At 29.3% G+C, this 14,529-nt stretch carries 12 protein-coding genes and 1 pseudogene; 6 read left to right on the top strand and 7 right to left on the bottom strand.

Going from position 1 to position 14,529, the window contains the following annotated elements; genetic code table 11:
• Window positions 1-160: 160 nt before the first annotated feature.
• The 4 genes and pseudogenes from HMPREF1552_RS12835 to HMPREF1552_RS09220 form a co-directional block, all read left to right on the top strand.
• A pseudogene (locus HMPREF1552_RS12835) lies at window positions 161-384 on the top strand (IS200/IS605 family transposase); the annotation flags it as partial.
• A gap of 214 nt (window positions 385-598) precedes the next feature.
• Window positions 599-1,861, top strand: a complete 1,263-nt coding sequence (locus HMPREF1552_RS09230) for an aspartate kinase (protein WP_021744904.1) — start codon at window positions 599-601, stop codon at window positions 1,859-1,861.
• Between the two features lie 49 nt (window positions 1,862-1,910).
• Window positions 1,911-3,110 carry a homoserine dehydrogenase gene (locus HMPREF1552_RS09225; protein ID WP_021744903.1) on the top strand — a complete coding sequence of 400 codons (1,200 nt, stop codon included), beginning with the start codon at window positions 1,911-1,913 and terminating at the stop codon, window positions 3,108-3,110.
• Window positions 3,111-3,136: 26 nt separating this feature from the next.
• Window positions 3,137-3,463, top strand: a complete 327-nt coding sequence (locus HMPREF1552_RS09220) for a hypothetical protein (protein ID WP_021744902.1) — start codon at window positions 3,137-3,139, stop codon at window positions 3,461-3,463.
• 74 nt (window positions 3,464-3,537) lie between these two features.
• Here HMPREF1552_RS09220 and HMPREF1552_RS09215 read toward each other — a convergent pair whose 3' ends face one another.
• Together HMPREF1552_RS09215 and HMPREF1552_RS09210 are read right to left on the bottom strand one after the other, a co-directional pair.
• Window positions 3,538-5,286, bottom strand: coding sequence for a 1-deoxy-D-xylulose-5-phosphate synthase (locus HMPREF1552_RS09215; protein ID WP_021744901.1), 1,749 nt, complete (start codon window positions 5,284-5,286; stop codon window positions 3,538-3,540).
• Window positions 5,287-5,513: 227 nt separating this feature from the next.
• Entirely contained in the window at window positions 5,514-6,005 is a 492-nt protein-coding gene (locus HMPREF1552_RS09210) for a hypothetical protein (RefSeq protein ID WP_155827536.1), read from the bottom strand.
• 375 nt (window positions 6,006-6,380) lie between these two features.
• Here HMPREF1552_RS09210 and HMPREF1552_RS09205 point away from each other — a divergent pair, with 375 nt between their 5' ends.
• Together HMPREF1552_RS09205 and HMPREF1552_RS09200 are read left to right on the top strand one after the other, a co-directional pair.
• Complete coding sequence (locus tag HMPREF1552_RS09205) at window positions 6,381-8,594, top strand: heavy metal translocating P-type ATPase (RefSeq protein WP_039901542.1); 2,214 nt, start codon at window positions 6,381-6,383, stop codon at window positions 8,592-8,594.
• A gap of 178 nt (window positions 8,595-8,772) precedes the next feature.
• Entirely contained in the window at window positions 8,773-10,473 is a 1,701-nt protein-coding gene (locus tag HMPREF1552_RS09200; protein WP_021744898.1) for a DEAD/DEAH box helicase, read from the top strand.
• Between the two features lie 56 nt (window positions 10,474-10,529).
• On the opposite strand, the gene HMPREF1552_RS09195 is transcribed toward HMPREF1552_RS09200, so the two are convergent.
• The 5 genes from HMPREF1552_RS09195 to HMPREF1552_RS09175 all read right to left on the bottom strand — a co-directional run bounded on the left by HMPREF1552_RS09195 (window position 10,530) and on the right by HMPREF1552_RS09175 (window position 14,414).
• The gene (locus tag HMPREF1552_RS09195) at window positions 10,530-11,492 is read right to left on the bottom strand and encodes a DUF4300 family protein (RefSeq protein WP_021744897.1); all 963 of its coding nucleotides are present in this window, start codon (window positions 11,490-11,492) and stop codon (window positions 10,530-10,532) included.
• 34 nt (window positions 11,493-11,526) lie between these two features.
• On the bottom strand, window positions 11,527-12,069 hold the full coding sequence (locus HMPREF1552_RS09190; protein ID WP_021744896.1) for a hypothetical protein: 543 nt from the start codon (window positions 12,067-12,069) through the stop codon (window positions 11,527-11,529).
• A gap of 434 nt (window positions 12,070-12,503) precedes the next feature.
• On the bottom strand, window positions 12,504-13,343 hold the full coding sequence (locus tag HMPREF1552_RS09185; protein WP_231370767.1) for a hypothetical protein: 840 nt from the start codon (window positions 13,341-13,343) through the stop codon (window positions 12,504-12,506).
• A 31-nt stretch (window positions 13,344-13,374) separates the two neighbouring features.
• Window positions 13,375-13,725 carry a hypothetical protein gene (locus HMPREF1552_RS09180; protein WP_039901540.1) on the bottom strand — a complete coding sequence of 117 codons (351 nt, stop codon included), beginning with the start codon at window positions 13,723-13,725 and terminating at the stop codon, window positions 13,375-13,377.
• 38 nt (window positions 13,726-13,763) lie between these two features.
• Window positions 13,764-14,414, bottom strand: a complete 651-nt coding sequence (locus HMPREF1552_RS09175; protein WP_021744893.1) for a DUF1003 domain-containing protein — start codon at window positions 14,412-14,414, stop codon at window positions 13,764-13,766.
• Window positions 14,415-14,529 lie beyond the last annotated feature (115 nt).

Here is a 14,529-nt window from a genome sequence, read left to right as displayed (position 1 = left end):
ATAAAAGTGTTATTTCAATTCAACATAAGTTCCAGCACATTGTATGGATAGACAAAGCTTAAAAAGACATAGCTCATAATTTCAATATGCTTGAGGAAGCAGTTACTTCTGTTTTATTTGATAAGATAGTTCTGTTTTGAATGGGTTTTACTATACTACCAAAATAAGTGTATTAAGTTTTATGGAATATTTAAAAGGAATATGCAAACTTAGAATATAAATTTGGAAACAAACATTTCTGGTCAAAAGGATATCATGTGAGTCATGTGAGTATAGTAGACTTAAATAAAGTAACAAAAAAAATATATAGCTGAACAAGAACAATATGATATAGCGATAGACAAGTTAAGTATACAGGAATATGAAGACTCTTTTAAAAGATAGTAACGAATCAAATATAACAGTAGTTTGAATGTGGTTACAAACATTCTCTTTAATCGAAGTAGAAAATCCAACGACAGCCGTAGAGCAAACTACTCTTTTGAAGAGTAATATTGACTTAGAATATGTTATTCTTTGCTTATGAAAATATTGAAATTTATGAAAAAAAATAGTATATTATAGAGTAGTTAAATTTTATGAAAAAATAGGAGGTAACATGGCGTTAATTATACAGAAATACGGCGGAACTTCCGTTGCGAACGCCGAGAGGGTAAAGGAAGTCGCAAAACGAGTTGTAAAATACAGAAAGGCTGGACATGATGTAATTGTTGTTGTTTCTGCACCAGCTGGGAGAACTGATGAGCTAATTAAAAGAGCTTACGAACTGTCAGATTCTCCGAATAAACGTGAGTTTGACATGCTTTTGACATCAGGAGAGCAAATTTCTATTGCATCTCTTGCCATTGCTGTTGCTGATTTGGGAGAGAAGGCAGTTTCATTAAATGCTTTTCAGGTCAATTTTAAAACAACATCTGTGCATACAAAAGCTAAAATTATTGACATTGATACACAAATTATACAGGAAAAACTAAATGATGGAAATGTAGTGGTATTTGCTGGATTTCAAGGAATTACTGAAAATAATGAAATTACTACGCTTGGACGTGGTGGTTCCGATACAACCGCTGTTGCACTAGGAGCAGCTCTTAATGCTGATGAAGTAGAGATTTACACTGATGTTGACGGAGTTTACACAGCAGATCCGAGAATTGTAAAAAATGCAAAAAAATTAGAAACAATTTCTTATCAGGAAATGCTGGAACTGGCTGCCTCAGGAGCAAAAGTCCTGCATCCAAGATCAGTTGAAATTGCAGCAAAATATGGTATAAAAATACATTTACGTTCATCATTTGACAATTCTGAAGGAACAATTGTGCAAAGGGAAGAAGGATTTGATGAAATAGGAAACCAAAATATTGACATAAAAGGAGAAGCTATGGAAAAAGTAAAAATCGCTGGTATTACCTCTTCTAAAAATGAAGGAAAAATAACACTATTTGGAGTACCTGATAAGCCAGGAATTGCTGCAAAAGTATTTTCTAGACTTGCTAAGGAAAAAATTAATACTGACATAATTTTACAAAGTTCAAGTGCAAACAAAGAATTAAATAATATATCATTTACTGTAAAAAGTGATGATTTGAAAGAAGCTGTGGCTATTTCGGAGCAGATAAAAGATAATATTGGGGCTGAAGGTGTTTCGTATGAAGAAAAAATTGCAAAAGTTTCTGTTGTTGGAATCGGATTAAAAAGTCACTATGAAACTACTGCTGAAATATTTGATATACTTGCTGAAAATAATATAAATATAGATATGATTTCCTGCTCAGAAATCAATGTTTCATGTATTATTCACGAAGAAGATATAGAAAAAGCAGTAAATGCTCTTCATAAAAGATTCATTGAAATGGACAGTTAAGATGAAAATAAAAATATCAGAATAACCGAAAGAGAGGACTTTAGAAAATATGAAAATAGGAATTATTGGATTAGGGACTGTGGGAGAAGGAGTTTTTAAGGTATTAACAAATGAAAAGGAAAGCATTTTTGAAAAGTCGAGAGCTAATATTGAGGTAAAATATGCTTGTGATTTAAATATTGAACGTGAATTTTCATTTGATTTTGATAGATCAGTTCTTACAAATGACTACAAAAAAATATTAAATGACCCTGAAATTAAGATTGTTGTAGAGTTAATTGGTGGGGAAACTATTGCAAAACAGATAATTATTGAAGCATTTCAAGCTAAGAAAAGTGTCGTTACAGCAAACAAGGCACTAATTGCAAAATATGGAGTAGAATTATTTCAATTAGCAAAGGAAAATGGAGTTTCATTCCTGTTTGAAGCTGCTGTTGGTGGAGGGATTCCTATTGTAACACCTTTGATGGAAAGTCTAGTTGCAAATACAGTTACTGAAATTCGTGGAATTATGAATGGGACTTCAAATTATATTTTGACAAAAATGAAAGAAGATAATTTATCATTTGATGAAGCACTAAAAATTGCTTCTGAAAAAGGGTATGCGGAAGCTGATCCTACTTATGATGTAGATGGAATTGATGCAGGACATAAAATAAATATTCTTGCCTCACTAGCCTATGGAGGTTCAATCAAGTTCAAAGATATGCAATTATCAGGAATAAGAGAAATCAGCACAGTTGATATCTTTTCAGCAAACCAACTAAACTCAACTATAAAATTAATTGCAAGCTCAAAACTTTTATCTGATAAATCAGTACAAATTTCAGTAGAGCCAACATTAATTCCAAATAGTGAAATTTTAGCAAAAGTTGACGATGTTTACAATGCGATTGAAACAACAGGTTCTTATACAGATAAAACTTTATTTTATGGAAAAGGTGCAGGAATGGATCCAACTGCATCAGCTGTAGTTGCAGACATCGTAAAAATTGTAACAAGAAACCATATTGAATCAGATTATTTCTTTAATTCTACAAAAGTATTTGAAATTGTGGACTCAAACACAGTGAAAGATTCTTACTATATAAGAGTTTCAGATGACTTTGATATAGAAAATTCGCCATTTGAACTAATAAATCAAATTGAAAATTACTATATCATCTTGGCAAATAATATTTCAAAAAATGAAATTAATGAGATTTTGAAGGATGCAAAAGAGAAACTTATATTGAGAGTTATGAAATAGAATGAATATTTAAGAAGGGAAATTTTATGAAAGTTAGTAATTATGTAAAAGGAGCAGTAAGACAATTTTCATATTGGTTTTTTAATGGAACTTTAGGTTATGATATTCTTGAGGGAATTGATTATTTATCAACCGTGAGAGAAGAACCTAGCTGCGGAGAACTCGCTTTTGCTATCTTCATGAACAATTTAGAGGTAGATTCAGAAGGAAAAGTATTAAACTATAAGTATTGTGAAAATCGTGCTGCAGAATATATTAAAAGATACCATAATCCGAACTTCATTATGATTCCTAAACTGGAACAATGGGAAACTAATCTTCATCCAGTTAGTGAAGAGAGTTATACTTATTAATATGCAAAAAATCAGGAACGAAATTTAATTTTTAAGTTCATTCCTGATTTTATTTTACATAAATTCTGAATTAATTATTTTACAATTTTTAAAATATCTTCCACAATTTGCTCTTTTGTTAATCTATTATTTTTAAACGCCACATCTGGAGCCACTCTATCAGTAAATTCCTTTTTGATACCATAATTTAATACTTTTGTATCAGAAGTACCATAAAATCTTGCAATTTTTTCTCCAAATCCGCCATCTATTACACCATCTTCTAGTGTAATAACCAATTTATGTTCTGTTTTTAGTTCATTTAACAATGTTTCATCAAGTCCTGAGACATATCTTGGATTAATTAATGTTGCATCAATTCCATTTTCTTTTAAAAGTTCTTTTACTTCTTTTCCTAATTTGTAAAAGTTACCCAGCCCTAAGATTGCTACATCTTTTCCGTTTTCAGTAACAAGATATTTGTTTAAGTCACTAAAATCTTTTTGTACATTTCCTTTATCTTCTGACAATTGAGAAGGCACTCTTATTGCAACTGGATGCCCTTTGTATTCAATTGACCAGTCTAGCATTGCGAAATATTCTTCTTTGCTTGTTGGAGCTAGAAATACGATGTTTGGAATATTTGACACTAATGAGATATCAAACCAGCATAAATGGGTAACATCACTCATTCCACCTAGCCCTCCGCCGAAAATAAGAATGGTAGCTGGATTATTATTTATTGCCAAATCTTGAGAAAGCTGATCGTAAGTTCTTTGAATAAATGTGCTAAAAACTCCATATATTGGTTTTCCTCCATTTTTAGCCATTCCAGAAATCATTGCTATAGCCTGTTCCTCTGCAATTCCGACATCAATAAACTGTTTTGCAAATTTTTCTCTTCTATCCCTTGTAAATCCTAAAACAGTTGGTGTTCCAGAAGTTACAACAGCTACTGTCGAATCTTTTTCCATTTTATCCATCAAAAATTCAGCAGTATCATTACTCAATCCACCAGAATAAGAATTACGTTTTTCTCCTGTTTCTGGATCAAAAGGCATTCCATAGTGCCAAGTTTCCTTATCTTTTTCAGCATAAGGCAGTCCTTTTCCTTTTTGAGTATGCACGTGAACAACTATTGGATGATCAATATCTTTTACTTTCTCAAAAACTTCTATCAAAGCTTCCAAGTCATTTCCTTTATCCACATAAATATAGTCAAGTCCTAATGATTTAAAATAATTATTTTGAGCCTGTCCGTTACTTTCTCTTAATTCTCTTAAATTTTTGTAAAGCCCTCCGTGATTTTCAGCAATCGACATATCATTGTCATTTGCAATAATAATCATATTTGTATTAAGTTCAGAAGCTACATTAAGCCCTTCAAATGCTTCTCCGCCACTAAGAGAACCATCCCCAATAATTGCAATTATATTTTCTTTTACACCACGTAAATCTCTCGCTTTAGCAAGTCCAGTCGCTAAACTCACAGATGTCGAAGTATGCCCGATTTTAAAGAAATCATGTTCACTTTCATCTTGATTGGTATACCCCGAAACTTCCGAATACCTATCCAAATCTAAAAATCCAAATTTTCTCCCAGTAATAATTTTATGCGGATAACATTGGTGTGAAACGTCAAATACAAATTTATCAACAGGTGAATTAAACACTTTGTGTAATGCAATTATTAGTTCAACTGCTCCAAAGTCAGGTCCCACATGTCCCCCTTTATTGCTAACTCTGTGAAGCATTGCATCCCTAATATCCTGTGACAATACTATTAATTCTTCTCTACTTAATTTTTTCAAGTCTTCTGGCGAATTTACCTTTTCTAATGCCATCTTTTTCCTCCTAAAGTTATTATTGGTTATTTCATTAAACTGATACCCAATTGTAACAAATATTACTTAAAATCTCAAATGCTTTTTTCTTATAATCACTATGTCTTTTAGTGATAGTTAAATCTAAATTTTTAAATTTTGATATTTTTTTGAAAATTAAAAAGACAGTACTTTTTAATAATAAATCAACTAATAATGAGTTAATATTAAAAAGCCTGTGCTTGTATTTATTTTTTATTTAGCTTATCTGCTTCTATTGGATATATGTCTTCAATATAAAATCTATCTTTGGTTACTTCTTCTGTATCGCTTCGTGAGGCTCCCTCATCTGGCCACTTATTACCAGTAAATGGAACATTTATAATTTCTGCATTTTTTTCATATTCTAAAGTGATTCCTGGTTTTAAAATAGAGACATCATTTTTTTCTAATTTTGTATTTAAAAATTTTTTTACATTTGAAACTATATTCTTTTGCTCAATTTTAGTTTCTCTATAAATTGCCATATTAGCTCCGTATTCTAAAGCCACATTTTTATAAGTTATTCCATTAATAACACAAGTGTCGTAAAATCTGGTAAAAGTTCCTGAACCGCTTCCGCTATCTGCAGATTTTCCTGAAATTCCTTTACAGTAACTTCCCTTCTGTACTTTTATGTTTTGCGAAAAACTTAACATCCCAAATGATAATAATGCTCCTAAAACTAATTTTTTCATCATAAGTCATTCCTTTCTAAATATTTATTTTATAGAATATTTTTTTATAAAATTTCTAAGTATTACATTAAATTTTTAATAATTGTTGTTTTTTCAAATTCAAAATATACTACACTAAAAAAACATTTCTTATTATTGAAAAAATAAATGTATAAATATAATCTAATAAATTATATCATAAAAATCTGAGAATATTCTTTTTCTTAAATAGAAAATTAAAAAATGTTTTTAATGGTTTAAATTATAATAAATTAACTTTGAGATTAATCAAAAAAATATGTTGACAATAAATATTAAATATAGTAAACTATATATGAATAGATGCTCATACGTTTAAATAAAATAAATTTGATAAATAAAAAAATGGAGGTTAAGTTCATGAAAACTAATGAATGCACATTGTTTATTGACGGGGTAGACTGCCCAAATTGTGCTGCTAAGATTGAACGTAAATTAAATACATTGCAAAGGATTAAGGCGGCTACTGTCGATTTCCTTGGAAAACGAGTTATTATAGAATCTGAGAATTTTTCGCAAGATGAACTGGCAAAATTTATTCAAGATGAAGTAAGCAAAATTAAGGACGGAGTAAAGATTTCTACTAAAAAGCTTCATGCTCACAGCCATAGTCACTCACATTCTCATGCACACGCTCACTCCCATGATCATAGTCACGCTCATGGAAAAGAGGATACTGATAAAATAAAGAAAAAATTATTAATTGGTGGAATTTTATTTGTTTTAGGAATTTTTATTCCAAAAACTCTATTTATTCCTAAATTAGCTGTATTTTTAATAAGTTATTTCATAATCGGTGGTGATGTGCTGCTGTCTGCTGTAAAAAATATTTTGAAGGGTCAAGTCTTTGACGAAAACTTTTTGATGGCTATTGCTACAGTTGGTGCATTTGCTATTGGAGAATATCCTGAAGGTGTGGCTGTTATGCTATTCTATCAACTTGGAGAACTGTTTCAAGGCATTGCAGTTAATAATTCAAGAAAATCTATTATAGCGTTAATGGACATTCGTCCTGATTATGCAAATCTTAAAACTGATAATGGAATAAAAAAAGTAAATCCTGAAGAAATAAAAGTCGCTGACATTATTGTAGTAAAACCAGGAGAAAAAGTACCTTTGGATGGAAGAATTATAAATGGAAATTCAGCTTTTGACACTTCTGCACTAACAGGAGAATCACTTCCTCGTGAAGCAAAAACAGGAGACAACGTCCTAAGTGGATTTATAAATAAAACGGGGCTTGTGGAAATTGAAGTTGCAAAAGTATTTTCAGAATCAACTGTTTCTAAAATACTTAACTTGGTGGAAAATGCCAGCAGTAAAAAGTCAAAAACAGAAAACTTTATTACAAAATTTGCAAAATATTATACTCCAGCAGTTGTAATAACAGCTTTAATTATGGCAATTTTCCCTCCATTGTTAATTTCAGGCGCAACATTTACAGACTGGATTTATCGTGCTTTAATTTTCCTTGTTGTATCTTGTCCATGTGCTTTGATTATCTCTATTCCATTAGGGTTTTTTGGTGGAATTGGTGGTGCTTCAAAACACGGAATTCTGGTAAAAGGTGCAAATTATCTGGAAGCACTGAATGATGTGGAAAGTGTCGTTATGGACAAAACTGGAACTTTGACAAAAGGTGTTTTCAAAGTTACTGAAATAAACGTTGAAAATAATCTAAAAATAAATGATTTTAAAAATAATAAAACTGATTTGACACAATCTTTACTATTAAAATACGCCGCACACATTGAAAAATTTTCAAATCACCCTATTGCTCAGTCAATAGTTTCTGAATATGAAAATACTGCTACAAAAATTGATGAAAGCGTTATAAAAGATTTTGAAGAAATTTCAGGATTTGGAATAAAAGCTAACATAAATAACCATCAGATTTTGGCTGGAAATTCTAAACTGATGAACTTGGAAAATATTAAATTTACTGAAAAAGAGAATTTAGAAACTGTAATTTACATTGCATTTGATGGACAATATATCGGAAATATCCTAATTTCTGATGAAATAAAAGCAGATTCTCCAAAAGCAATCAAGGGAATGAAAGCAAACGGAATCAAGGAAATTGTAATGCTTACTGGCGATAACAATGCGATTGGTAAAAACATTGCTCAAAAGCTTGGTATTGATAAAGTTTTTGCTGAACTGCTTCCAAATGAAAAAGTTGAAAAATTGGAAGAAATTTACAAGACTAAAAGTGAAAAAGGGAAAGTTGTATTCGTAGGAGATGGAATAAATGATGCTCCTGTACTTGCCAGAGCCGATATTGGAATCGCAATGGGAGGTGTTGGAAGTGATGCCGCCATCGAAGCTGCCGATGTTGTAATAATGAACGATGAACCTTCAAAAATTGTAACTGCTATGAAAATAGCTAAAAAAACTAAAACAATTGTTTGGCAAAACGTTACTTTAGCATTTGCTGTAAAATTAATAGTTCTAATTCTAGGGCTTTTTGGGGATGCAACAATGTGGGAAGCTGTATTTGCAGACGTTGGTGTTGCTTTGCTTGCTGTATTAAATGCAACTAGAGTCTTGAAATATAAAGTTGATGAAAACTAGATAAATCAGCATTCAAATAATTTTTTCCTATCTTTAAAATCCATTTATTATACTTTATAAAAATAAATTTTAAAAATAAGTACAAAAAGGTAAAAAGTGTGGTATAATAATATGTACAAAAAATTTTTTAAAAATAATGAGTATAAATATAAAATGAAAGAAGGTAAATAAAAAAGTAATGCAAAGATTTGAAGATTTTGGATTAAGTACAGAGATGCTTAACGCTTTAAGTAAAAAAGGATTTGAGGAGCCAAGTGAAATACAAAAATTGGTAGTCCCTGAATTATTAAAGGAAAGAACGCACTTAATAGGACAAGCTCAGACAGGAACAGGAAAAACAGCCGCATTTGGTATTCCAATTTTAGAAACAATTGAAGCTGATAAAACAGTTAGAGCTTTAATTTTAGCTCCAACAAGAGAACTTGCCAATCAAGTTGCCGATGAAATTTATTCATTGAAAGGAACAAAGGATTTAAAAGTGCTTGCTGTTTATGGTGGGGCTTCAATAGAAAACCAGATAAAAAAATTAAAATCTGGAATAGATATTGTTGTTGGAACACCTGGACGTATAATGGACTTAATGAGAAAAAAAGTACTAAAAGTTGACAATTTAGATTATTTTGTATTGGATGAAGCCGATGAAATGCTAAATATGGGATTTTTGGAAGACATCGAAGCGATTTTAGAAAAAACTAACGATGAGAAAAAAATGCTATTCTTCTCAGCAACAATTCCTAAAGCAATTATGGCGATTGCCAAAAGATTTATGCCAGAACACAAATTATTAAAAGTTGAGAAAAAAGAACTTACTACTAATTTGACTGAACAAATTTACTATGAGGTAAAACAGGAAGATAAATTTGAAGCTTTATGCAGAGTTCTTGACTATGAACAGGATTTTTATGGAATTGTATTTTGCCGTACAAAATCTGAAGTAGATGATGTTACAAATAAATTAAAAGCTCGAAACTACGATGCAGAGTGTATTCATGGAGATATTACCCAAGCACTTAGACAAAAAGCACTTGATTTATTCAAGAAAAAAATATTGACAATATTAGTTGCAACAGATGTTGCTGCACGTGGAATTGACGTAAGTAATCTGACACACGTTATTAACTACTCTATTCCGCAAGAAGCCGAGTCTTATGTTCATAGAATAGGTAGAACAGGTCGTGCCGGTCAAAAAGGTATCGCAATAACATTTGTAACTCCAAGAGAAGCTAGCAAGCTTGCTCAAATTAAACGTATCACAAAAACAGACATTAAGAGAGAAAATATTCCAAACGTAGAAGAAATTTTAGAGGCAAAAAAAGAAGCATTAATTGCTTATGTAGATGAAATCATTAAAGAAAATGATTTTGATGCATATTCAGAACTAGCTGAAAAATTAATAGATGGAAGAGATTCAAAACAAGTTCTTGCTTCTGTATTAAGACACGTTTATGAAGATGAATTCTTGCCTGATAATTATAATGAAATCGAAGATGTAAAAGTCAAAATTAATGATAAGACAAGACTGTTTATTGCACTTGGAAGTAAAGATGGCTACAATGTAGGAAGACTGCTTGACTTATTAAATAAAAAAGCAAAAACACCAGGAAGAAAAGTAAAAGATGTAAAAATTATGGATAAATATTCTTTTATTACAGTTCCATTACAAGAAGCAGAATACATAATGCGTGCTTTAAATTCCAAAAAAGATGCCAAACCACTTGTTGAAGAAGCTACAGGAGGAAAAAATGGTGGAGAAAAGTCTAGTAAAAAATCAGATAAAAGAAGAGATAGAAAAGGAAGAAAAAAATCTTCCGATAAAAAGTCATCAAAAGGAAAGAAAGATAGCAAAAAAGATAAAAAAACTAAAAAAGTAAAAAAATAGCATCAAAAAAACTCAGAAGATAAATTTGTTTTCTGAGTTTTTATTTTTTGTTATTTCTAACTTTTATTATTTGGATTATTTCTATATTCCTTTAACAGTTCATCATTTTCCATAATAAATGGTCTAGCGACTGGCTGTCCCCAAGCAGTGTCATATTTATTCATAAGATAATCATTCAATTCTGTCCTATTATTAAATTTCAATACTTGGTAAGGTTGCTGGAATGCTAATTTTTCAATAAACATTAATTTTCCATCCTTTTCAGGAATCAAAATTCCAACATGTCCAATAAATAAAATATTTTCTTGCGGCTCATCATTAAAATGGAAAAACACAGAAATCATTGATATTTTACTATTTTTATCAAATGTAACTCCTCGCTCTTTCCAGACATTTTTTACATTTTCAACGTGAACTTTCACATCTTTGGTTGCTTTCGTAGGAATTTCTGAAAATAAATTCACAAATTTGTCTTTTTCATTTTTAGAAAATAACTCAAATGGCATATTTTTTAGCGATTCTACATCCATAAAAAGCATTTCTCCAGTTTTTACAACAGGTTTTTCTACTTTTACATAATCTTTCATAAAAGTAAATGCAGTTATTCGGCAATTAAATCCTGGAAAGTTTTTATTTTTTTTATCCCAAATTTTTTGTATAGCAACTTCATCATAAGTCGGGTTTATATTATTAGAATTAATAAATCCTGATTTTATAAGTCCTTCATTTTGCGTTGCTTCATTATAATAATTCACACTTTTGAAAAAGAGATTTATACTATTTGAATCAATTCCAGCATTTTCTAAACTTTCCTTAACTTTTTGCTGGGTATCTTTATCTGCTAAATTTGAATAATTTATACTTTTTAAATACTCTTTTGTCAAATTTTCTGTAACTTTTTCGTTTTTAGATATATTCTGACTTTTCAAATTATTAATCTTACTATCATTTTTTTTAGAACATCCTACAGTGAGTACAGCCATTAATGTTAAGATTAATACCAATCTTTTATTTTTCATTTTATCACCATTCTATTAGTTTTTTTATATTATTCTATGATTTACTGTTTACATTAAAACTTTTACTATTTGTAAAATAATTTGCTTTATCTTGTGAAATTGATATTTTTATACTTTCAAGGTTTTCCTGTGCAGATTCCTTATTAGAATTTTTATCTTCAGCAAGTTCTAAATAAAGATATTTCCCATTTTTTGCTTCTACATTGTCATCTATCTTGTCACTTGTGTATATTTTTGAAACTTCTCTATTTATCTTAGTTTCAGTTGTATTAACTATTGGCTCATCTTCTTCATCTCCGATATTATTTTTGGAAATGCTCTTTTGAGTAACAGTAACTGCATTTTTTGATAATTTTTCACTTTTTATTGTTTTATCAAATTCAATAATTACAGCCTTCACCTTTTTTCCAGAACCTTTTTTCTCTGTTACTGCTGTTACATTTTTTATATTATCTAAACTCAAATTTTCCTTATCTGCAATTTTTATATCAATATGATTATCATTACTTTCAGTCAAAATCACAAGTCCAACTAAGCTAATCAAAGCTCCAAGCACTATATTTCCTATATTTTTCATAGTGAGTCCTCCTTTTAATTCAAATTTCTCTAATTGTATATCTATACTCTTTAATATTATACACTATATTTTTGTTAATTTTTTGTTTTTTTCCTTAAAAATTCTTGTAACTTGCTATTGTTTTTCTAAGGAAAATTTTTATAGTAAAACTTCTTAAAAATTAGAATGAAAATTATGAATATTCTATCTGATACCAAATTTTATTTAAATAATAAATTTATTACAAACTTTCTTATTACTAAAATTAGTTTAAATAATCCAAAATAATAAATGCTGTTATCAAGCAAAATAATCTAATATTAAATTGTCAACTGACTTATAATAAAAAGCAAAAGGAACTATATCCATAAAGTAGAAATAACTCCTTTAATCAGTATTGTTTTTTATTTTGTATTTATAGTCAATACACTTGAATTAGAGTAAAAATCTATAATTTATTTTGATTTCTTTTGAAAATCATCAACTTTCTTCATAAGGCTATCCCATAGTTTATTTCCTTCTTGAACAGCCTGCTGTCCAATTTCACTATTTTTTACGTCATTTATACCTTTTTCAATGTTTTTTAACACATCCAGCATTTTCTCAACATCAATTTGTTTTGAAGAATACAGTTCCTTTCCTTTTTCAAGTAGCTTCGGACATTCTTTATCAAAAGTGGCATCTCCAGTTGGATTACATTTTGCTTTTTTAAATAAATTATTAGACTTTTTAACATTTTCTAAAGCTTTTTCTCCATTTTTAATTCCAGAATTTGTATCTTGCTTTTCCAAACTTTTTTTTAACATTTCTAATAAGCCTTCTGTATCTTTTTGACTATCCGAAAACATCTTATCAATTCTAGCTTGTTCTCTTTTTACATTTTCCTGAACTTGTGCATCATTTGGATTTGAGATTATATTATTCTGAATAACTGGCGTTCCTTGATTCTGCTGATTTTGATCTTGCTGATTCTGATTCTGATCTGTTGTAATTTGAGCCATTGTTCTTTCAGATTGCTGTTGAACTCGCATATTGTCAGAATTTTCATTTTCATATAAATAAAAGCTATAAAATCCTCCTCCAAGCAAAGCTATAAGCGACAAATAGAATAATCCTTCAATAACTTTATCATTCGTTGTCTTTGTATCCTTTATTTTCCCAATTGCTTCATGTTTTCCAAGTCCTTGCTCATCCATATATTCTTTCATTAATTTTTTATTTTCAATCATTTTTTTTACAACTGGTATTCCTGTTGCAACAACAATAACCAATGCAAATATTACAAATAACATCATATCCATTCCTCTTTTCTTTTAATTTCAATTTTTAATCAAAAAAGATACAAATCCACACACAACAAGGTTCTTTACTTGTGTAACTTACCCTGTGCCGTTCTCCCTTATTGATTAATACAGTATCTCCTCTTACTAATTGTAGTTTTTTATTATTAGTATTTCTTTGATTTTTCATTATATTTTCTTTATAATCATTGCTTTCAAAATATTCAATTTCAGCTTTACCCTGAATTAAAATTACAAATTCATTTTTATCTGATTCCTGCCAATCCGTAGTCTGTCCAGTTGAAATAATTTTTTCAATTTTAACATTTTCATTCTCAGTCAAAATCCTTACAACTTCCTCTTTTTCAGACAAATCTTTTAAATCAAAAATATTCATTTTCCCCATTTCTTTCTAAAAAACAGAAAATAAAGTTATTAATGCTTATTTCTATCCTTTTCAGAAATATCAATAAATTTATATTCCTTTTTTTCTTTTATTGGTGGAACTTTTCGTCTTTTTTCAAGTTCTTGAACACGTTTTACAATCTCATCCTGCTTTTCAATTAAATCATCTAGTTTATAATGCATATCTTCTATTATAATCTCATTTTTTAAATTAACTTTATAATCATTTTCAGACTTTTTTTCGTCAATTTTCTTTTTTTTATTTTGATTAAAAATTATAATTGAACAAAAAATTAACATAATAAAAGATAAAATAGCATTCATTATTACAAACGAATACGGATTAAATCGACCTTTTAAAAAAAAGAATATATCTACTACAATCCACACTAAAACAAATATTATCACAAAAAGAATAAATCTAGTGCTTCCTGCAAAATTTGAAACTTTATATGAAAATTTTCTTTTTTCCTCTTCTTCTTCTTTTATAACTTTAGAAACCTTCTGTTCTAGCAGCATGTGGATAATCTCTTCTCTTTTTACCTCATCATCCACTTCCTTTAACATATCTTTTAGTGTTTCTTCTTTTTCATTTTTTATTTTTTTTTGGTTTGTTTCTATATTTGATGCTATATTTTCACTTCTTGTCTTACTCTTTTGTTCTTCAATATCACTTTTCAATTTTTTACTTCCCTCCTTCTACACTCTCCATCTGTATGATACCATTTTCAGAAAAAAAATACAAGTATATAAATATTCACGACACGACAAACGCATGAATATTTTAAACTATTTC

This window comes from Leptotrichia sp. oral taxon 879 str. F0557, from assembly GCF_000469385.1.
GTDB classification, from domain to species: domain Bacteria; phylum Fusobacteriota; class Fusobacteriia; order Fusobacteriales; family Leptotrichiaceae; genus Leptotrichia; species Leptotrichia mesophila.
This window is presented reverse-complemented; position numbering and strand designations above follow the sequence as displayed.

Excerpts from the sequence above, each read along its gene's own strand:
- HMPREF1552_RS09230 (WP_021744904.1), top strand. The coding sequence starts at position 599 with ATGGCGTTAATTATACAGAAATACGGCGGAACTTCCGTTGCGAACGCC.
- HMPREF1552_RS09225 (WP_021744903.1), top strand. The coding sequence starts at position 1,911 with ATGAAAATAGGAATTATTGGATTAGGGACTGTGGGAGAAGGAGTTTTT.
- HMPREF1552_RS09220 (WP_021744902.1), top strand. The coding sequence starts at position 3,137 with ATGAAAGTTAGTAATTATGTAAAAGGAGCAGTAAGACAATTTTCATAT.
- HMPREF1552_RS09215 (WP_021744901.1), bottom strand. The coding sequence starts at position 5,286 with ATGGCATTAGAAAAGGTAAATTCGCCAGAAGACTTGAAAAAATTAAGT.
- HMPREF1552_RS09210 (WP_155827536.1), bottom strand. The coding sequence starts at position 6,005 with ATGATGAAAAAATTAGTTTTAGGAGCATTATTATCATTTGGGATGTTA.
- HMPREF1552_RS09205 (WP_039901542.1), top strand. The coding sequence starts at position 6,381 with ATGAAAACTAATGAATGCACATTGTTTATTGACGGGGTAGACTGCCCA.
- HMPREF1552_RS09200 (WP_021744898.1), top strand. The coding sequence starts at position 8,773 with ATGCAAAGATTTGAAGATTTTGGATTAAGTACAGAGATGCTTAACGCT.
- HMPREF1552_RS09195 (WP_021744897.1), bottom strand. The coding sequence starts at position 11,492 with ATGAAAAATAAAAGATTGGTATTAATCTTAACATTAATGGCTGTACTC.
- HMPREF1552_RS09190 (WP_021744896.1), bottom strand. The coding sequence starts at position 12,069 with ATGAAAAATATAGGAAATATAGTGCTTGGAGCTTTGATTAGCTTAGTT.
- HMPREF1552_RS09185 (WP_231370767.1), bottom strand. The coding sequence starts at position 13,343 with ATGATGTTATTTGTAATATTTGCATTGGTTATTGTTGTTGCAACAGGA.
- HMPREF1552_RS09180 (WP_039901540.1), bottom strand. The coding sequence starts at position 13,725 with ATGAATATTTTTGATTTAAAAGATTTGTCTGAAAAAGAGGAAGTTGTA.